Consider the following 19,019-nt stretch of genomic DNA (forward strand, 5'->3'; position numbering starts at 1 on the left):
GCACAAAATTCCTTTGATGCGACCTGTCGCAAGCTCTATCAGTACCTGAATCGGGATTCACTCGGCTAGCCGCGCATCCGCTTTCACCCACAGATTCCGCCGACGAGCCATATTTTTAATGAAGTTTCTTGCAGGACAGGACACTACCTCCCGGCGTCCGCTATATCCGCTCAAGCGGACCGACGCCCGTTCCGTCGTAGAGCGGCTCGCCTTGCCAGTTCAAGAGTGGACAAGGGCTGAGAGTTAGATCCGGGAGGCTGGCATAGCTGTGGCAGAGACGTAAGGCCTCTTGTTGGTACTCGCGCACGCCCCAGCTTGCGATCTCTGTCAGTGACTCGGATACCGGAGGGGCCATCCTGGTCATTGCGTCTTCCTTGGTTGGCCACGTCGGTCTGGCAAGGCCACGTCGGTGGGCGAATTGGCCGAGAGCCATTGCAACAGGGCCAGGTTCATGCGCTGTTGCCAGCCGGGCCCGCTTGCGCGGAACGCTTCGACGATTTCGGGGAACAGCCGGATCGAAAGCGGAACCTTGCGGGGCGCCTTCTGCGGTCCGCGCTTTCTGGCTTCCTCCTGCGGCGGGGCAACGGTGCTGACCTCGGCCCTGGGACAGTCCCTCGCCGACCTACGGCGGTGTGCAATGTGCTGGTCCGAAGGACGCTCCATGGACCGGCTCACCGGTCGGCGTGGTGCGGGGCAACGCGGAAACAGGCAGACGCCTCCGCGAGTGCCGTTGGCAATGGGATGGGAGCAGCGCGCAACAAGGGGTAGACGCTGATTTCCTGCGGCACGACAAAAAACTGGTACCGGTGCGGATTGAGGTGCGAGGGCTTGTGCGTGATCAGCGCTTCCCATGCGCTGGAGGCCCACTCGCCGTAGGCGGCTTCGTTGGAGAGGTTGACCCGGTCGCCGCGAACGAACACCCGGCGCCTTGGATAAAGCGTTGCGATGTCCGGTGCTTGGCGGATTTGTTCTGCGGTAGCGTTAAGCACTGGTGTTCCGTTGGCGCCTCGTTCGACTAGCATAGGCGGTGCGCGGTGATCCGCAAGGCGTATCTTTGGGGCGTTATCAGGCCGCCTTGGCCATGGCTCACGGAGCGTCCCATGCCGCGATCCCTACCTGACCCAACCCCACCTTCGCGCGCGACGATTCGCAGCGCTACTTGACAAGCCACTACTCATAGAAGCGCTCCTCAACAACCACACAACAAGAGCCGACACTGCTGAATATTGGCCCATACGTTCCGGGATCTGCCCGGCATACCCGATGACGTTGTCAGACAGCGATAGCCGTGAGAGGGCGGCCCTGACAAGCCGCATCATCGCCACGAGCATTTGTGGTGGTCGGCCGAACGTCTGGGGGCGCTGGTGGATTGTTTTCCGCCGCTCGCTTACTTGGCTTACCGCCAGCCCTGGACGCGCGAGCGCATCCAGGCGTCACTCATGCTGTTTTTTTTGGCGTCGGCGCGCTGCTGCGGCTGTTGGTTCATCGCATTCCATTGCGGACCTCCTGCAACACCTCGTCGAAAGCGTCAACGCGGATCAGGCCTAACCGCGGAAACTCCAAGTCGACAATGACATAGAGTGTCACCGTCAGCGAGGCCACGAAAAAAAGCGCATGCAACCAGTTTCGAGGACCGCGGCTGGCCATGCCATAGCCCGCGAACAAAGCCCCAATCCAGCAAAGTGCGAAGAGCATGCCGAAGATGACGCTGGGCGGATGTTCCTTCGTTGAGGCGAGTCGGGTCGATGCCGTATCGAATGCTGCATTGAGTGCTGGCAACAGAAGCATGGTGGCCGCCGTACTAGCGGTTCGCTGGGACTCCGTTACGGATCTTGTCCAGAGGCGTTCACGCAGCACGTCCGAACGTACCAGGGCGGCCTCGACGCGTTTGCGGTCAGGGACGGCTCGATAGGCGGCAAGCCGGGCATCCAGATATTGCCTGAATATCTCCTGCAGCTCACCACGTGCTGGTTGCGGCAGCAGATCCAGGCGCAGGTAAGCAGTGCCGATGTCGTTGGCTTCCTGGACTATCAGCGTGCGCCGCATATCAAAGCGGCTTGCCGCCCCGGAAAAGGTGAAGGCGATCAATAGCCCAAGCAGTGCGAATATCGCGCTTGCGACCGCGCTGACGCCCGTTGTCTCCGGTTCGCGACCGGAGGAAACTTGCCATTGCCACACCAGCCGGCCGAGCTCCAGGGCGATCAGGATACTTGTGAATAATCCGACCGCAAACACCAGCCCGCCGGCCCAACCGGCACCATAAAGTAGTGATGCCAAAATTGCCTCCGGTGCTTTGCCGCGCGAAGCGCGCTTTCAACGTTGAAGACGGTATGGAAAAGTCTCGCCACCGTATGTGCACTTCCGCACAGACGTCCGATAGCTACATGCGGTTATACACATCTCTGCCGGCCCAACGCGACCGAGGCGCCCGGGAAACGTGTTTACTTTCAATGACTTGAAGCGGCACTTGTAAACTTCCGGAGTCTCGCGTAATGAGATGGTCGCCCCGCCTCCCCAGCGTTACGCTTACGGGGTGTTTCTACCAATGACGAAGAGGCCATCATGCAAGACACGACGCTGGTTGGAATTGATCTGGGCAAGAACAGTTTTCACCTTTCACGGCCAGGACAAACGTGGCAAAGTCGTGTTTCGCAAGAAGATGAGCGGCAAGCAACTGGTCGAGTTCTTCGCTACGTTTCACGCCTGTACCATCGTGATGGAAGCGTGCGCGGGTGCGCATCACATCGCCCGCAAACTGACTGCGCTCGGGCATCAGGTCAAACTCATCTCCCCACAGTTTGTACGGCCATTCGTCAAGAGTAACAAGAACGATTTCGTCGACGCCGAAGCGATTTGCGAAGCGGCATCCCGCCCCGCCATGCGGTTTGTCACACCGAAGACGGAATCGCAGCAAACTCTCTCAGCCTTGCACCGCGTCCGCGACTCGCTGGTGCGGGAGCGAACACAGGCCAGCAACCAGGTGCACGGCTTCCTGCTGGAATTCGGCATCACCACCTTTTCGCGCTTGGGCGCAGGCGCCTTCTTCGCCGGCTTTGCATTCGGGCGCGACCCGGGCTTTGCGGCCTTGGTCTTTTTAGCCTTTGCCGGCCTTCACGGCCTCTGTGGGCTTTTCAACCTTCGCGGCCTTCACGGGGCTTGTCGGACTTAGCGGACTTAGCGGACTTAGCGGCATTCACAGTGTTCGTGGCTCTCACAGCCTCACAGCATGTACCGGATGATATTCGGGCACATCCGGCGCTTGCCATTGGAATTGGCGACATACCAGGGAGCAAAGTCGCTATCGGGGGCGGCAAACATGGCGTAGCGCCCGCGTGAATAGTCGTACCACCGGCTGTACGAGCGCAGCTCCATGTCCGTGAGCTTCCATAGCTTGCTGCCGTCGTGAATGCGCCCCTCGAGGTGGCGAGTTTGCCCCTCATGGCTGACCTCCAGCCAGTACTTGATCGGGATGAGCCAAGAATTGACGATGGCGCGTTCGACCAGTGGAACGGCGCGGAGGAAGTCCTCAACCTGCGCTTTGGTACAGCAGCCCATCACGCGTTCGACGCGGTAGGGCAGTGGATGACTATCTCGGCAAGCCAGCCTGATTGCCACTGCTTTGCTGAGAAGCCGACAAGAATGGGCGACAAGGGAACCTTGCAGGCGTTTGCATACGCTGCGGCATGCCTTGGACTTCGTTGCCGGCAACCCCAGCCCGAAAATTCTTTGACCACATCTTGGCCGACGCCATCGTCGGCACTCGGCGCTCGCGTGTTGTGCAAGCTGCCGCCCACTACCAGAGAACGGCATGTCGAAGGTACCTTCACGCCATTGCGTTCCGATGCAGGAAGGGCTCGGCGAATCCGGGTGGTCAAGGACACGGACAGCTACTAGAAGTCGCGCGAGCTGCGAGCGTAGCAGCACGCCACGCTGGCCATTAGTATCGTTCTTCCACAAACCGATAAGGATAGTCAGGCTCCTGGTAGCCGCCCGCTTTCTGCCTGGCGGGCAGCTTGACCGGCTTGCGTTTGACGTCTTCGTAGGGTATCCGGTCCAGCATGTGCCGGATGATGTTCAGGCGAGCCTGCCTCTTGTCGTTGGAATTGGCGACGTACCAGGGCGCGAAGTCACTGTCGGACGCGGCGAACATGGCGTCTCGCGCGCGCGAATAGTCATACCAGCGGTTGTAGGAACGCAAGTCCATATCCGTCAGCTTCCACAGCTTGCGCCCGTCGTGGATGCGTCCCTCCAGGCGGCGGGTCTGTTCCTCCGGGCTGACCTCGAGCCAGTACTTGATCAGGATGATCCCCGAATTCACGATGGCACTTTCTACAAGCGGGACGCCGCGCAGAAACTCCTCGGCCTGTTTTTCGGTACAGAATCCCATCACGCGCTCGACGCCGGCACGGTTGTACCAACTCCGGTCGAAGATCACGATTTCTCCGGCGGCGGGCAGGTAAGGGAGATAACGCTGCATGTACATCTGGGTCTTTTCGCGCTCGGTCGGCGCGGGCAAGGCGACCACGCGGAAAACTCGCGGACTGACGCGTTCCGTGATGGCCTTGATGGTGCCGCCCTTGCCGGCGCCGTCACGTCCTTCGAACACCACGCAGACCTTGGTACCGCTGGCCTGTACCCACCGCTGCAGCTTGACCAGTTCGACATGCAGTGGCAACAGTTCCCTCTGGTAGACCTTTTCCGACATCCGGTCGCGGGTCTGACGATCCCGTGCACGACCTTCGCGACGGTCCACCACGTCGGCCCCGTGTCTCGGCTCCGGCTCCTTCCGGTCCTTGTCGTCGTGCTTTCCTCCTTTCTTGTCCATGGTCCACCTCCATCTTGATTCGGCGGCCTGAGGCCCACCTACTTACTACCGTCCCGCGCGTCGCCGCCAATTTCGTCGACAATAATCATGGTACGGTCGAGCGCGCCGCGTTCGTCATAGTAGGCTCTGAAATGCGCTGGCAAGAAGGAATTTGCGTAGAGCCGGTAGGACCAGACTTCGCGCTTCATTCGCGAGTAGAACTGAATGGGCTCGCGCGGATGGCCAAAGCGCTCGGCAATATCCTGCTTGGTCCAGACGCCCGGGCGCGCGTCGTAGATTTCTCTCGCAGTGAGCATCTGCCGAAACCTTGTCAGCTCGCCGTTCACGTCGAAGTCTGCGGCATAGACCTCGAAGCCGAGCGGCTGCTTCGAATAAATCCACCGCGTGGTGCCGTCAGCGAGCCGGTAGGTTTCCGTGGGAGTGCCGAACGTATCGCGCACGGCACGCTGCGGAGCGCCGAGCCTCCCCTGTCCCGTTTCGAGGGGCCGAAGGGTGGCGCAGGCGCCCAGCACGAGGGTTGCCACGGCGGCGGTCACGCAGGCGGGCAGGCGATAACGCACGTTCTCCTGGGAGGCGGCGCGACATACGCCGAGCTAGTTCAGCATAGCGCACGCAAAGTCCAAAGGATGGGTGGTTCATCTGGCCGTCAGTGGAAGAGATTTTTCTTATCTCGCCCTCCGAAAAGATTCAGTTCTGTTGCGATCACGGTTGACATTAGAGTTGGAGCAAGACGGACATCGGGCAGGGCTGCCACGCTTTCGCCTGCGTCATTGACTGCCTATATGGTCATAACGTGATGCGGGGTCGATGCCCGGCAGTCGGGCGAGGGGGCTTGGCCATGGAGGCAGGAATGAATTTACTCCGCTGCGTCCGCGCATGGGTGTTCGCAGGCCTGGCCTTGCTATCGCTCGCTGCCCATGCGCAGAATGTGAAGCAGCCTGCGCCGTTCAAGCCGGAAGAACTCGAGGCCCTGGTCGCCCCCATCGCCCTTTACCCTGACTCCGTGCTGTCGCAGGTCCTGATGGCCTCCACGTATCCGCTTGAGGTCGTGCAAGCCGCCCGCTGGGTCAAGGCCAATCCAAACGTGAAGGGCGATGCCGCACTCAAGGCGGTTGAAAGCCAGCCCTGGGATGTCAGCGTGAAGTCGCTGGCGGCATTTCCCCAAGCGCTGGAGCCGATGAGCGACAAGCTCGACTGGACGCAAAAGCTTGGCGACGCCTTTCTCGCCCAGGAAAAGGAGGTGCTCGACGCGGTGCAGCGGTTGCGGGCACGTGCACAGCAGTCGGGCAATCTCAAGTCGAATGAGCAGCAGAAGGTGATCGTGGAGTCGATGCCGCCCCCACCAGCGGGGCAAGGCCAGACGGCGCCCCCGGCTAGCCAGACTGTGGTGCGAATCGAGCCGGCGAACCCGCAGGTGATCTATGTGCCGGCGTACAACCCGACCGTCGTCTATGGGACCTGGAGCTCGCCCGCCTATCCGCCGTATTACTGGCCACCGTATCCTGCCTACTATCCTGGTGCCGCACTCGCGACCGGTCTAGCCTGGGGAGTCGGCCTCGCGGCCGCCGGGGCGATCTTCGGCAATTGCAACTGGGGTGGGGGCGACGTCAATATCAACGTCAACAAGGCCGCCAGCATCGATCGCAATTTTGACCGCACCAAGGTGCAAAGCGGCGGCCGCTGGCAGCACGATGCCGCGCACCGCAAAGGGGTGGCGTACCGGGATAACGCTTCGCGCGAAAAGTTCGGCGGCCGGAACGCCTCGGGGGCGGACCAGCGCAATGAATTCCGGGGCCGGGACGGCGCTGGCGTGTCCAACCGGGCCTCGGCCGGCGATCGCGCTGGACGGGATGATCGTGGCGGCGACCGTGCCGGCATTGCGGATCGCGGCGGAGCCAGCGATCGTGCGGGCATCGGTGACGGTGCCGGTGGTCGTGGCGGCAGCGACCGAAGGGGCGCTGGCGATCGTGCCGGCGTATCAGATCGCACCAGCGCTGGCGGCCGTAACGGCGCCGCCGGCGGCGGACGCGACAACGCATTCCAGGGCGTGGGCGATGGCGGCGCCGCTGCACAGCGAGACCTCGACCGCGGCCGCTCCAGCACACAATCGGCAAGCTTCCGTGACAGCGGTGGGGCGCAACGTGGTGGCGGAGGCGGGTTCAGCGGCCGCGGCGGTAGCCGTGGCGGAGGTGGCGGAGGTGGCGGAGGTGGCGGAGGTGGTTTCGGAGGCGGCCGCGGTGGCGGCAGTCGGCGTTGAGCGAGGAACGCGATATGGACCGCATACGACAAGTCACCAAACAAAGCACCGCGTGCTGGTTTAAGCGGTGCAGCGTTTTGCTTGGCCTGGTGCTGATCGCGCTGGCCATAGCGCCGGCCTACGCGCAAAAGAACTTCGCGTCGCCCGAGGCCGCGATGAACGCCTTCGGCGACGCTGTCGCCACCAGCGACGACGATGCCATGAAAGCACTGCTCGGCGCCAACTACACCTTACTGATTCCTCCTGTCGGGACCGAGGTGCGCTACAAGTTCCTGGAAGCCTGGAGCCAATCGCACGCGGTCCGCCCCGACAGCGCCGACCGCGTCAGCATCGCCGCGGGCAAGGATGGCTGGACCCTGCCCATCCCGCTCGTGAAGACGGCCAAAGGCTGGCATTTCGACACCCGCCTCGGCGTGGAGGAGATGCGATTGCGGCGCATTGGCCGCAATGAGCTGGCGGTGATGCAGACCCTACTGGCGGTGTGCGATGCGCAGAACGAGTACGCGCAGATCATGCGCAAAGCGGACGGCGTGACGACTTACGCGACGAAATTGGTCAGTTCGCCCGGCAAGCGCGATGGCCTGTACTGGCCGACGCAGTCGGCCGAGCCGGCCAGCCCGCTCGGTCCCGCCTTCATCGAAGCGGACCGGCGTACCGCCGCGGGAGATGGCTACCATGGGTACCGCTACCGGCTGCTGACCTCGCAAGGCGCGCAGGCGCCGGGCGGCAAGTACGATTATGTCGTCAACGGCAAGCTCTTCGGCGGCTTTGCTGTGATTGCCTGGCCGCTCCGGTATGGGGATACCGGCATCAAGAGCTTCATGGTCAGCCACGACGGGCGCGTCTTCGAACGGGATCTCGGTCCGGACAGTGCCGGCAGGGCGGCGGCAATCAAGTCATTCGACCCGGGGCCCGGCTGGACCGAGGTGACGCCGTGACACGCTTCACGCTGCTTGCCTGCCGTCGACCGGCTGTCGACGGCCTTTTCAAATTCCTGGCCTAACCCCGAAGGGGAGTCATGTCTATTCTCTTGCTTGGAAACCTCGACGCCAAAACTACGGATGAGGAAATCGGTGCCTTCCTGGTGAGGTACGGATTTCCTGAATACACCAGCATCGAACACATGGAAGGCGACGGCACCAGGCCGGCGGTGCGACTGACCTTCGATACGCTCGATGACGACACCCTGGACAAGCTGCGGGTGCGTATTCACGACATGTTTTGGAAAAGTCACAAGATCACCGCCGTTGTCATGAGAGAGCGCTTTAACTGAAGCGAGGGCGGCACAGGACATCGCGAGATGGCAATGCAAGTCTGATCAAAGGGGATATACAACATGAAACGAAAGACACTACTGGCTGCGGCGGTGATGGTAGCCGCCAGCGCTTCTGTGTGGGCGCAGCCCGAGACCCGCGTGGATGTCACGCAGTCGCCAGGACAAGCGACCGCGACCGGCACGGCGAAGCTCACCGCCAAGATCGTCAAGATCGATGCGCCGACGCGAACGGTCTCGCTGCAATCCGCCGAAGGCAAGACCAAGGACCTCGTGGTGGGGCCGGAGGCGAGGAACTTCGATCAGCTCAAGGTCGGTGATACCGTCACGATCGAGTACAAGGAAGCCCTGACCGTGAGCCTCAAGAAGGGCAAGGGACCGCTTGCCATGAATGAACGCGAGATATCGGACCGTGCGGCGCCTGGAGCAAAGCCGGGCGGCACGGTCGGGCGCGAAGTGACCGTCACCGCCGACGTTGTCGCGGTCAACACCAGCGCCAAGACCGTCACCCTGAAGGGGCCGAAGGGACGCACCGTGGATCTCATGGTCGAGGATCCGGAACGTCTCAAGGAGATCAAGAAGGGCGACCGGGTTGAAGCGGTTTATACCGAGGCCATTGCTGTGTCCGTGCAGCCGGCCGCCGGCAAGTAGCAGGCCAGAAAGCAGCAAGGAATCATTCCAGGACATGTCAGGCCCGCCAACCAGGCGGGCTTCTTTCCCTGGCGTCCGCGGCCGGGGCGTGGTCAATACGGTATCGCCGTGATGAACCGACCCGCTTCCTGGCTTCCATCTGACAGAATTTCCAGCGGAGAACGGCATGGATGCAGCAAAGCAACTGGTTCACGCGCGTGAAGTTGGCCTCAAGACCGGCATGGTGCTGCAAAAGCGCCTCACGAATGCGCAGGAGGCCTATGGCGGCCGCGTGCAGCAAGCCGTTGGCGCCCCGGGGACCGATCCGTCCACGCCGATGGCCGGCATGGATCCGATGAGCGGCTATGCCTATGCCATCGACAGCATGCAGCGTGCCATCCTCTTCTGGGACACGCTCAGGCAGCGGGGCAACAACTTTGTCGAGAACACCATGCAGGGGCTCAAGCCGGTCCTGCATTTTGGCTACGAGACCGTCATGGACGCGCGCCAGTTCGAGCGGCCCGTCAACTATGCGCTGCTGAAGATAACGGCGCCTGAGGGCGTGACGATCGATGACAGCCGCCGGCCCTACGTCATCATTGATCCGCGCGCGGGCCATGGGCCGGGCATCGGCGGCTTCAAGGACGACTCGCAGGTCGGCGTGGCAATGCGTGCCGGCCACCCCGTGTATTTCGTCATCTTCTTCCGCGATCCCGAGCCGGGACAGACCCTGCTGGACGTGTGCGAGGCCGAGCAGCAGTTCATCAGGAAGGTGCGTGCGCTGCATCCGCGCAGCCCCAAGCCCGCCATCATCGGCAATTGCCAGGGAGGGTGGGCCGCGATGATGCTGGGCGCCTCGGATCCCGACGACACCGGGCCGATCGTGATCAATGGCGCGCCGATGTCGTACTGGAGCGGTGCCTGGAGCGAGGGCGAAGGCGACAACCCGATGCGCTATTCCGGCGGGCTCCTTGGCGGCACCTGGCTGGCCTCGTTCACGGCGGACCTCGGCAACGGCAAGTTCGATGGCGCCTGGCTGGTACAGAATTTCGAGAACCTGAATCCTGCTAACAGTCTCTGGGACAAGTACTACAACCTGTACAGGAAGGCCGATACCGAGCCGCCGCGCTTTCTGGAGTTCGAACGCTGGTGGGGCGGCTACTACCTGATGAACCGCGAGGAGATCGAATGGATCACGCGCAATCTGTTCGTCGGCAACAAGCTCTGGAGCGGTGACGTCAGGAACGCCGGCGGCAAGGCGTTCGACCTGCGCGAGATCCGCTCGCCCATCGTGCTGTTTGCCTCGATGGGCGACAACATCACTCCGCCGCAGCAGGCATTCAACTGGGTGGTGGACATCTACGGCAGTACCGAGGAGATCAAGACTCGCGGCCAGGTGATCGTCGGCATGATGCATCGCAGTGTCGGCCATCTCGGCATCTTCGTCTCCGGCAAGGTCGCGCAGAAGGAGCACGCCCAGATCGTCTCGGTGCTCAAGAGCATCGAGCTGCTGCCGCCGGGGCTCTACGGCATGGTCATCCATGAGCGCAAGGGCAGCGATGGCGTGGAGTACGAGGTCGAGTTCGAGGAGCATTCGCTCGAGGAGATCGCCAGCAGGCTTAACCGCTTTGGGCGCGTCGACGAGCGGCCCTTCGAGACCGTCGCGAACCTGTCGGACTTTACGCAGCGCGCCTATGATCTGTTTGCGCAGCCTTACGTCCAGGCGGTGTCCAACGAGATGACAGCGCGGGTGCTGCGCGAATTCCATCCGCTCCGCATGCAGAACTGGCTGTTCTCGGACCTGAATCCGTGGATGGCATGGCTGAAGCCTGCCGCCGACGCGATCAAGGCCAACCGGCAAGCGCTGGAACCGGATCATCCGCTGCGGCAGCAGGAACAGGCGGGCGCGGAAATGCTCAGCGCCGGACTGGACGCATACCGGGCCGTGCGCGATGCGATGACCGAGTACACCTTTTTCAACGTGTACGCCAACCTGTTCCCGTTCCAGCCAAAGAGCGAGCCTGCCGCGCATGCGGGCACACCGGCGGCGACCGACCCGCGCGACCTGCCGGAAGTCAAGGCGGCGCTGGCCGCGGCCGGACAAGGCGGGTACGCCGAAGCCATCGCCCGGCTGGCCTGCCTGCTGAGCCGCAAGGGCGAGCCGCTGCCGCTGTCCAGGCTGGAGCTGCGCAAGGAGCTGGTCACGGACTATGCGGATCTGTTGCCGGAACTGGAGCCGGACGCCTGGCGCAAGGTCCGCGGCCGGCAGGAGCTGATCGCGCGCTACGCACCCGAGGAGGCGCTCGCGACGCTGCCGGCCTTGCTCAGGCATCAGGCCGACCGCCAGCGGCTGCACGCGCTGGCGGAGAAGCTGCGTAGCGATGATCGCGTGCTTGGCACCACGCCCACCGTCGAGCAGGCGGCAATGCTCGAGCGGATCCGCACCGTGCTCGGCGCCAGGCCGGAGCGCGTGCGCGGCGCGGCCGTACCGCTCACCCGCGCATCGTAGCGGGTCGTCGGCGGGCGCAGCCGTTGCTGCCGGCCGACACCGATGAACCTGACGCAGGAGCAAACCGTGAACGCCAAGCATGAGAAGTACCAGCGTTTGATTGACTACTGCAAGACCATGCCGCCCACGCCGACCGCGGTCGCGCATCCATGCGACCGCTCTTCACTGGAAGGCGCCGTGGAGGCCGCGCGGCTGGGCCTGATCGCGCCGATCCTGGTCGGGCCGCGTTCGCGCATCGAGGATGCCGCCCGTGAAGCCGGCATCGACATTCGCGAATATCCGATCGTCGATGCCGCGCACAGCCATGCGGCGGCGGCCGCCGCCGTGCAGCTGGTGCGCGAGAGCAAGGCCGAGGCCCTGATGAAGGGCAGCTTGCATACCGACGAGCTGATGGGCGCCGTGGTCAAGGGGGACAGCGGCCTGCGCACCGCCCGGCGCATCAGCCACTGCTTTGTGATGGACGTGCCCGGGCACGACGACGCCCTGATCGTCACCGACGCTGCCGTCAACATCGCCCCGACCCTGACCGAAAAGGCCGACATCCTGCAGAACGCGATCGACCTGGCCCATGCCTTGCGGGTCGAGGAGGTGCGCGTGGCGATCCTTTCGGCGATGGAGACGGTCAACCCCAAGGTGCCATCCACGCTGGATGCCGCCGCGTTGTGCAAGATGGTCGACCGCCACCAGATCACCGGCGCCATCGTCGACGGGCCGCTTGCCCTGGACAACGCCATCAACCTGGATGCCGCGCGGATCAAGAAGATCGATTCACCGGTGGCGGGCCGCGCCAATGTCTTGCTGGTGCCGGACCTGGACGCCGGCAACATGCTTGCCAAGAGCCTGACCTTCCTGGCTGGCGCCGACGCCGCGGGCATCGTGCTGGGCGCGCGGGTGCCTGTCATCCTGACCAGCCGGGCCGACTCCGTCACGACCCGGCTGGCGTCGTGCGCGGTGGCCGCGCTGGTGGCCAGGGCACGCCGCGAGTCCGGCCAGGTGGCGGGGTGATGCCATGGCCGAAGTGATCCTGGTCCTGAATGCGGGTTCGTCGAGCATCAAGTACTGTGCCTACCAGACCCATGACGATGCGCTGAGACTTGTCCTGCGCGGCAGCCTCGAGGGCCTCTATACGGCGCCGGCGTTCCGCGCCACCGACGCGGCAGGAGCCGAGATCGAGTCCCGGCGATGGGACGCGGGCACCGAGCTCGGGCACGAGGGTGCCATCGCGTTCCTGGCGGACTTCCTGCGCGGCCACGGCGAAGGGCATACGCTGGGCGCGGTGGGGCACCGGGTGGTGCATGGCGGGGTACGCTTCACCCAGCCGGCCAGGGTGACCGAGGCGCTGCTGGCCGAGCTGGACACGCTTTGCCCGCTCGCCCCCTTGCACCAGCCCCACAACCTCAAGCCGATCCGCAGCCTCACCGAGCGGCGTCCGGAGCTGCCGCAGGTCGCCTGTTTCGATACCGCCTTCCACCGGGCGCAGCCGGAAGTGGCGCAGGCCTTCGCGTTGCCAGTGGAAATCACCGGGCGAGGCGTCAGGCGCTACGGCTTCCACGGACTGTCCTACGAGTACATCGCGAGCGTCCTCCCGAGCGTCGATGCGGGCGCGGCCGCGGGCCGCACGGTGGTGGCACACCTCGGCAACGGCAGCAGCATGTGCGCGCTGGTCGCGGGGCGCAGCGTGGCCAGCACCATGGGCTTTACCGCGGTGGACGGCCTGCCGATGGGAACCCGCTGCGGCAGCCTCGACCCGGGCGTGATCCTGTACCTGATCAGCGAACTCGGCATGGACGCCCACGCCATCGAGGACCTGATCTACCGCAAGTCCGGCCTGCTTGGCGTCTCGGGCCTGTCGAGCGACATGCGCGCGCTGCTCGGCAGCGACGATGCGCAGGCCCGCTTTGCCGTCGAGTTGTACACGTACCGCATCGCCCGGGAACTTGGCTCGCTGGCTGCCGCAGCGCAGGGGCTGGACGCGCTGGTCTTCACCGCGGGCATTGGCGAGCATGCCGCGCCGATCCGCGAGCGCGTATGCCAGCTTGCTGCATGGCTCGGCGTGAGCGTCGATGCTGCGGCGAACGCGAGCGACGGGCCGCGCATCAGCCTGGCTTCGGGCCGTGTTCCGGTCTGGGTCATCCCGACCAACGAGGAACTGATGATTGCCAGGCATACCAGGGAGGCCCTCGCAGCGTCCACACAATAACCACAGTCATCGCCAATCAAGGAACGACATGTTCATGCACGGCGCACTGGGAATGACCGGGAATCGAGCAAGGAGGTGCCGCTCGCAGCACTGGCCGCTTTCTGCCGTTGGCATGGCCGGCGCGCCGGATCAGGCCGGGGTCATGCGCGAAGGTACCAGCTAGCCAAGCTTTCGCGCGGAAGCTAAAGTGGATTGACGGCACAAGGCCGATCCATCAGGGAGGCGACATGTTCCATTCCTATCCTCCGCGGCTGGTTTCCATGGTGGCATCGTTGGTCCTTGCCAATGTCGCGTTTGTCAGCGTCGCATGGGCGACGGAGCAGGCACAGCAGCGCCGTGCCGGCCGTGACGTCCGCCAGGAAACACGTCAGGACGCCAGGCAGACGAAGCAAGACTGTCGTGCCGCGGACCAGCAAAGCAATCCCAATTGCCGGCAAGACAAACGGCAGGCAAAGCAGCAAGGCCGCGAGACAGCAAGAGACATCAAGTACTAGCGCGGCGATGGCATGGGCTGCGTGCGGGTGGTTCCATGCCTGGCAAGGCAGCTTGCCATTCAGGTTCTCGAAGTCGCGACAGTTCGTGGCGCGAGCGGCTTGTCGAGCGGTGACGCCGGGACCGCGCGCCGGATTGCCAGGTTTCCAATGCGGCGCGGATCGATTCAACGAACCGGCTTTCTTTCCAGATAACAACGTTGCCATGCAAGAGAAGTCTGAAGCGACAACCTTCTTGCCGCTCAACGTGCCCCTGCGAGACGGCCGGCACGTATCGGTGCGGGAGATCACCGAAGACGACAAGGCCGGACTGTTGGCGGCATTCGACAGGCTTTCGGCCGATGCGCGCTATGCCAGATTCATGGCTGCCATGCAGCAGCTGCCGGAAGCAATGCTCGAACAAGCAACGCATCCCTCGGCCGAGCGCGAGTTTGCGCTGGTGGCGCTTGCCACGGAAGGCAAGGCTTCGGCCATTGTGGGTGGCGCGCGCTACGCTGCGGCGCCGGGCAGCGATACCTGCGAGTTTGCGGTAACGGTCGCCGATGACTGGCACAGGCTTGGGCTGGCCAGCCGGCTGCTCGGCACGCTGATCGACATCGCCCGCCGCCGCGGCTATCGATGCATGGAAGGCTATGTCTTGTCGTCGAATACCGGCATGCGGCGACTGGCCAGACAGTTTGGATTTGCCGACGTCGCATGTCCGGACGATGCCACGCTGCGCGTGGTGACCTTAGCGCTGTAGGCGTGCGGGTAGCGGCCGATGCAAACCGCACGCGTCTGGATCAACCGTACTGAAGCGTACGTGGAGCGCCCGGACGGCTCAGAAGCTCAGCCCGATGGAGACCACGGCGATCTGGTCGTGCGCGGCGGGGTTGAACCAGTAGACCGCACCGGATATGTGCTTTGTCATTCACTTGCGCAAACACGCCCCGCTGCAAATTGTGGCCATTGTCAGGCACACGCGTGCGCTGTGCCGCCAGGCCCAGCCGCAGCCAGTCACGGGGACGCCAGGCCAGCTCGCTCCACGCATAGGCATACCCGGACGGCTCGGCGTCCGGCACGTACTCGAACTCGACATAGGCATCGGCATAGCGGCCGGTCAGCGTGGCCTCGAACCCGCCCACGACTCTGTGCGTGCTGCCGGTGACCATTCCCAGGATCGGAGTGAAATCCAGCCGCAGGGCCTCTCCCCAGCCCAGGTTGTAGCCGACGAAGAACGAGTACGCGTCCATGCCTTCGTAGTTGCTGCGCGCCTCCAGGTGCAAGGCGCCGCGCTTGGCGATGGCGATGCCGTGACGTAGGCTTCGCTGCCGCGCGGCAGATTAAGGTAAGCCGAGACCCCGCCGCTCCACGCCGGCGCCTCCGCGGCCGCGGGCGCGACGGCGTCTTCGGCGGCACGCAACGGCAGCGGCGCGGTTGCCGTGGCCAGCACCAGCCAGCGCAGGGCCAGTCGTGCTGCCGGTCGTGCAGCCATTCCCCCTGCCTGCATGGTCAGCCTCCCGTGGCTCCTCTTGCAACCGGCCGGACGCGTCGAGTGGCGGAAGTATCAACGTTACGGCCGGCCACAGCGGCAAGGCCGGGCAAGCCGACATTCAACGACATTCCACGGCAGATGACGCCAGAGGGCAACGTGCTTCGTGTGGCAGGCGGCCAGTCTAGAGTTGATGTCGGGCGCTGATGCATTTGATACAGTCGCGCCCCCAAATTCCTTGTGAGTCAATCACTTGCGAAAGGATCGACATGTTCGATAGAAGGGACCTGGTCAGCCTTGCTGCGAGCGGCCGAGGGACGCCGACGAGACCTTCCAGTCTCTCTATTACGCCGAGCCCGAGGACGTCCCGAATACGACGAGTCGGCAGAAAGGTCCCGAAGTCGTACGGCGTTGATTGGGCGCGAGAATTCGTAAGGAAGGCTTGGCGCAGGCGAGAAGCGAACGACACGCAAGAGACAAGGTCTCACCCTCCATGGAATTAGGAAGCGTCTGCACCTGCAGTGACTTCAATGAAGGAGAGCGAATTAGCCCCAGAGCAAGTGGTTGAACCCCTTGTCGCGAGCAGTGCGACGGACGGACTTGGTCAGATGGAGCTTCCCATCGCTGAGGCGATGCGCGACGCGGATCCCGTCAGTGGTGAAGCCAGTGGTGCAGGCGTCGGTAGTGGCAGCGTTGACACTCAGGCCCAACGCTTGGACTTCTGGTCGACAAGCCGGGATAGCGGCCCGACGGCGACCGTGTCATATCGGCGCAGGCGGCCTTACGCAGCCCCGGAAGCTTCAACGGAAGACGTGGCACCGGAGGAATCGATGGAAGCCGCCGCCTCGGCAGCGTTGACTGAATCTGACGCGCCGGAAGCGCCCATTGAAGCCATGCCCTCGGAAGCGACCACTGAAGCCGTGGCCGAAGCTCCGGTTGAAGTCCTGGCCACGGACGAACCGATGGAAGCTGCCGCCCAGGACGAACTGACCGAAACGGCCGCCCCGGTAGCACCGCTTTACGCCCCAGCTCCGGAAGCAGCGCCTGAAGAGACGCGGGCCGCGAAGCGCGGTCGAAAGCCGAAAGCGCTCACCGAAACTGCCACTCCGGAAGCAGCGCCGGAAGAGAAGCGGGCCCCGCAGCGCGGTCGGAAGCCGAAAGCGCTCACCCAAACTGCCGCTCCGGAAGCAGCGCCGGAAGAGAAGCGGGCCCCGAAGCGCGGTCGGAAGCCGAAAATCCTAGCGGAAGTTGCCGCTCCGGAAGTCACGACTCAAGAGACCCCCACCCGGAAGCGCGGGCCGAAGCAGATAACACTGCCTGGAGTGGAGGCTGCCCCGGAAGCGCCGACTGAGAAGACGCAAACCCGGAAGCCGCGACAGGGGCAAAAAGCGCCTACCGCCACCCAAAGCCCGTCCCAATCCTCACTGCTCGCTCAACTGGCATCTGTCAATGCGCAACTTGAGCAGTTGCGGGCCACGGAAGTGCCAAAGGTCGTGGAAGAGATTCGGCAGTGGATGCAGGAGTACGACCTCAGCATTGAGGACATTGCGGGCAAGCCCAGTGTTGAGCCCGCTGCCCGCGCTGTTCCGACCAAGACGAAGGCCGCGCCGCCTCCGAGGTACCGCAACCCCAAGACGGGCCAGACCTGGTCGGGGCGCGGTAGGGCTCCCGCGTGGATTGGCAAGAAGCCCGAGCGTTTCCTAATCGATCTCTTGAACTGAACGACAGGTTGGCGGGCGCGGCCGGTCCACCCCCATACATAGGATCCAGCAAACTCGGCAGATGCTTTATGGTGCGCCTGCCGGGTCGACACGTACACGCGCCAGCCGCTCCAGTTTTGCGCCTGGCCGAGGGGGCACTCCTCACGCTGCGCCCAGGCGAAAGTGTCAACCGCAACGCCGAGGGGCTGACCTGGGACGGACAGGGGGAGATGCCCGCCTGGCTGCGGCGTGCGGTCAATGCGGGGCAGAGTGTGGAGTTTTACAGGGTAGGTAGCGCCAGCGGTTATCCCAGATTGGCAGGGGATCCGCTTAGAGCCGTCATGGCAGACCCGTAAGGGCATGCCCTGATCTTGGCCAGGTGATTGTTGCGCAACGGGAAACCGTTTATTGCTGAGTTGGCTCTTTGCCATTCTAGGGAAAACCCTTATCTTTCAATCCATGCGATACCGCAACGCAGCAACTCAATAACAGCCGGGTCGCTCCGAGAAAGAGAAAAGGGAAATCATGAACGCCACCCGCTACGCCTTGATCGTCATCACAGCCATCGCCGCCGCCTTGTCCGCTGCCCCGGTTCTGGCCACCAGCACAAAGTTCGATCCCTACACTGCCGGTGCGCGTGCTGCGAAGTACGACATCTACGTCGACGGTGCCAAGGCTGGCAAATTCAACCCTTACGCCGATGGCGCAAAGGCGGGAAAATTCGACGTCAACTCCGACGGCGCTCACGAGTTCTCGACCGACCACATGCCGCTCTGAGGCAGGGAGCCCCGGAAATCGGGGGCATCTAGATACGGCAAAGGGTTACGAGGCGCGCGCCTGTAACCCTTTTTTTCCTTTCCTGGCGTGGTGGACGCGGCTTTGGCATCGGCGAGCTAAGCTCTGGGATACAGAAAGGCCTGCGACCAAGATTCAGCATCAGCTTGACCGGGTTTCCGATCATTACGGAGTATCTGCCAATGGCAAATCGAACAGTCATCATCGCCGGCGCCACTGGCTTGGTTGGCAGAGAGATTCTTAATGGCTTGTTGGCCGACGTAACGGTGGCCAAGGTACACAGCCTCGGCCGCAGGACACCTGGGATTCAGCATCCCAAACTCACAGCCCATGTCGTCGACTTTGCCGCCCTACCTTCCCTGCCGGCTGCAGACGAGTTGTACCTTGCGCTTGGGACAACAATCAAGGTCGCCGGCAGCCAAGCCGCTTTCCTGGCTATCGACTACGATGCCAATCTGGCGGTGGCGAAGGCGGCATTGATCGCTGGCGTTAAGAAGTTGGGCTTGGTGAGCGCGATGGGAGCCGACTCCAACTCGAAAGTTTTCTACAGCCGTGTGAAGGGGAATCTCGAGAACACGTTGACGCCAATGCCGTTTGAAGGACTAGTCATTTCGCGTCCGTCTCTCCTTGTTGGGAATCGGGAGGCTGTAGGGCAGCCGAAGCGGTGGGGAGAGCAGCTTGGATTTACGTTCAGCAAAGCAGTCGGCTTCCTAATTCCCTCGAACTACAAGCCAATCGAGGCTGCTGACGTTGCAAAAGCTTTGCTGATTGAGGTGCCTCGAGCTACGGGCAAGACGGTTATGCTATCCGGGTCGATGCGCTCCACGAAGTGATTTGCCGCTTTGCGTCTGCGAATAAGTCGTCATTG

General features: G+C 63.3%; 19 protein-coding genes and 2 pseudogenes. 14 read left to right on the forward strand and 7 right to left on the reverse strand.

Features of this window, described 5'->3' with window-relative positions; all coding sequences use genetic code 11:
* Positions 1-360: 360 nt before the first annotated feature.
* From ACIP1U_RS30525 to ACIP1U_RS30535, 3 genes are all read right to left on the reverse strand, one after another.
* The gene (locus ACIP1U_RS30525; protein WP_400323018.1) at positions 361-663 is read right to left on the reverse strand and encodes a BrnA antitoxin family protein; all 303 of its coding nucleotides are present in this window, start codon (positions 661-663) and stop codon (positions 361-363) included.
* An 8-nt stretch (positions 664-671) separates the two neighbouring features.
* Entirely contained in the window at positions 672-989 is a 318-nt protein-coding gene (locus ACIP1U_RS30530; RefSeq protein WP_400323021.1) for a hypothetical protein, read from the reverse strand.
* 493 nt (positions 990-1,482) lie between these two features.
* Positions 1,483-2,277: a DUF4239 domain-containing protein gene (locus ACIP1U_RS30535; RefSeq protein WP_400323024.1), complete on the reverse strand. Its 795-nt coding sequence runs from the start codon at positions 2,275-2,277 to the stop codon at positions 1,483-1,485.
* Positions 2,278-2,562: 285 nt separating this feature from the next.
* On the opposite strand from ACIP1U_RS30535, the pseudogene ACIP1U_RS30540 reads away from it, so the two are divergent.
* Positions 2,563-3,013 (forward strand): annotated as a pseudogene (locus ACIP1U_RS30540) (IS110 family transposase); the annotation flags it as partial.
* 209 nt (positions 3,014-3,222) lie between these two features.
* Here ACIP1U_RS30540 and ACIP1U_RS30545 read toward each other — a convergent pair.
* The 3 genes and pseudogenes from ACIP1U_RS30545 to ACIP1U_RS30555 form a co-directional block, all read right to left on the reverse strand.
* A pseudogene (locus tag ACIP1U_RS30545) lies at positions 3,223-3,567 on the reverse strand (polyphosphate kinase 2); the annotation flags it as partial.
* A gap of 370 nt (positions 3,568-3,937) precedes the next feature.
* Positions 3,938-4,705, reverse strand: coding sequence for a polyphosphate kinase 2 (ppk2, locus tag ACIP1U_RS30550; protein WP_400323136.1), 768 nt, complete (start codon positions 4,703-4,705; stop codon positions 3,938-3,940).
* 158 nt (positions 4,706-4,863) lie between these two features.
* Positions 4,864-5,385 carry a hypothetical protein gene (locus ACIP1U_RS30555; RefSeq protein ID WP_400323027.1) on the reverse strand — a complete coding sequence of 174 codons (522 nt, stop codon included), beginning with the start codon at positions 5,383-5,385 and terminating at the stop codon, positions 4,864-4,866.
* Between the two features lie 290 nt (positions 5,386-5,675).
* On the opposite strand from ACIP1U_RS30555, the gene ACIP1U_RS30560 reads away from it, so the two are divergent.
* From ACIP1U_RS30560 to ACIP1U_RS30600, 9 genes are all read left to right on the forward strand, one after another.
* A complete protein-coding gene (locus ACIP1U_RS30560) occupies positions 5,676-7,082 on the forward strand; it encodes a DUF3300 domain-containing protein (protein WP_400323030.1) in 1,407 nt (468 codons plus the stop codon).
* Between the two features lie 14 nt (positions 7,083-7,096).
* Complete coding sequence (locus ACIP1U_RS30565) at positions 7,097-8,020, forward strand: DUF2950 domain-containing protein (protein ID WP_400323033.1); 924 nt, start codon at positions 7,097-7,099, stop codon at positions 8,018-8,020.
* An 80-nt stretch (positions 8,021-8,100) separates the two neighbouring features.
* Positions 8,101-8,355, forward strand: a complete 255-nt coding sequence (locus ACIP1U_RS30570; protein WP_400323036.1) for an RNA-binding protein — start codon at positions 8,101-8,103, stop codon at positions 8,353-8,355.
* A gap of 63 nt (positions 8,356-8,418) precedes the next feature.
* The gene (locus ACIP1U_RS30575) at positions 8,419-9,006 is read left to right on the forward strand and encodes a hypothetical protein (RefSeq protein WP_400323038.1); all 588 of its coding nucleotides are present in this window, start codon (positions 8,419-8,421) and stop codon (positions 9,004-9,006) included.
* Between the two features lie 166 nt (positions 9,007-9,172).
* Positions 9,173-11,494, forward strand: a complete 2,322-nt coding sequence (locus tag ACIP1U_RS30580; protein WP_400323041.1) for a DUF3141 domain-containing protein — start codon at positions 9,173-9,175, stop codon at positions 11,492-11,494.
* A 66-nt stretch (positions 11,495-11,560) separates the two neighbouring features.
* Entirely contained in the window at positions 11,561-12,499 is a 939-nt protein-coding gene (locus tag ACIP1U_RS30585) for a phosphate acetyltransferase (RefSeq protein ID WP_209754932.1), read from the forward strand.
* Between the two features lie 4 nt (positions 12,500-12,503).
* Complete coding sequence (locus ACIP1U_RS30590; protein ID WP_400323045.1) at positions 12,504-13,694, forward strand: acetate/propionate family kinase; 1,191 nt, start codon at positions 12,504-12,506, stop codon at positions 13,692-13,694.
* Positions 13,695-13,954: 260 nt separating this feature from the next.
* The gene (locus ACIP1U_RS30595) at positions 13,955-14,188 is read left to right on the forward strand and encodes a hypothetical protein (protein ID WP_336620889.1); all 234 of its coding nucleotides are present in this window, start codon (positions 13,955-13,957) and stop codon (positions 14,186-14,188) included.
* 202 nt (positions 14,189-14,390) lie between these two features.
* The gene (locus ACIP1U_RS30600) at positions 14,391-14,927 is read left to right on the forward strand and encodes a GNAT family N-acetyltransferase (protein ID WP_400323048.1); all 537 of its coding nucleotides are present in this window, start codon (positions 14,391-14,393) and stop codon (positions 14,925-14,927) included.
* Positions 14,928-14,967: 40 nt separating this feature from the next.
* Here the strand turns inward: ACIP1U_RS30600 and ACIP1U_RS30605 are convergent, their stop codons facing one another.
* Positions 14,968-15,417 carry a hypothetical protein gene (locus ACIP1U_RS30605; RefSeq protein WP_400323051.1) on the reverse strand — a complete coding sequence of 150 codons (450 nt, stop codon included), beginning with the start codon at positions 15,415-15,417 and terminating at the stop codon, positions 14,968-14,970.
* A 769-nt stretch (positions 15,418-16,186) separates the two neighbouring features.
* Between ACIP1U_RS30605 and ACIP1U_RS30610 the strand changes: the two genes are divergently transcribed.
* From ACIP1U_RS30610 to ACIP1U_RS30625, 4 genes are all read left to right on the forward strand, one after another.
* On the forward strand, positions 16,187-17,377 hold the full coding sequence (locus tag ACIP1U_RS30610) for an H-NS family nucleoid-associated regulatory protein (RefSeq protein ID WP_400323054.1): 1,191 nt from the start codon (positions 16,187-16,189) through the stop codon (positions 17,375-17,377).
* A 68-nt stretch (positions 17,378-17,445) separates the two neighbouring features.
* Complete coding sequence (locus ACIP1U_RS30615) at positions 17,446-17,712, forward strand: H-NS family nucleoid-associated regulatory protein (protein WP_400323057.1); 267 nt, start codon at positions 17,446-17,448, stop codon at positions 17,710-17,712.
* 169 nt (positions 17,713-17,881) lie between these two features.
* Positions 17,882-18,133: a hypothetical protein gene (locus tag ACIP1U_RS30620; RefSeq protein ID WP_400323060.1), complete on the forward strand. Its 252-nt coding sequence runs from the start codon at positions 17,882-17,884 to the stop codon at positions 18,131-18,133.
* Positions 18,134-18,333: 200 nt separating this feature from the next.
* Positions 18,334-18,984, forward strand: a complete 651-nt coding sequence (locus ACIP1U_RS30625; RefSeq protein ID WP_400323063.1) for a nucleoside-diphosphate sugar epimerase — start codon at positions 18,334-18,336, stop codon at positions 18,982-18,984.
* The last annotated feature ends 35 nt before the right edge of the window (positions 18,985-19,019 follow it).

This window comes from Cupriavidus sp. NPDC089707, from assembly GCF_044748965.1.
In the GTDB taxonomy this organism is placed as follows: Bacteria; Pseudomonadota; Gammaproteobacteria; order Burkholderiales; family Burkholderiaceae; genus Cupriavidus.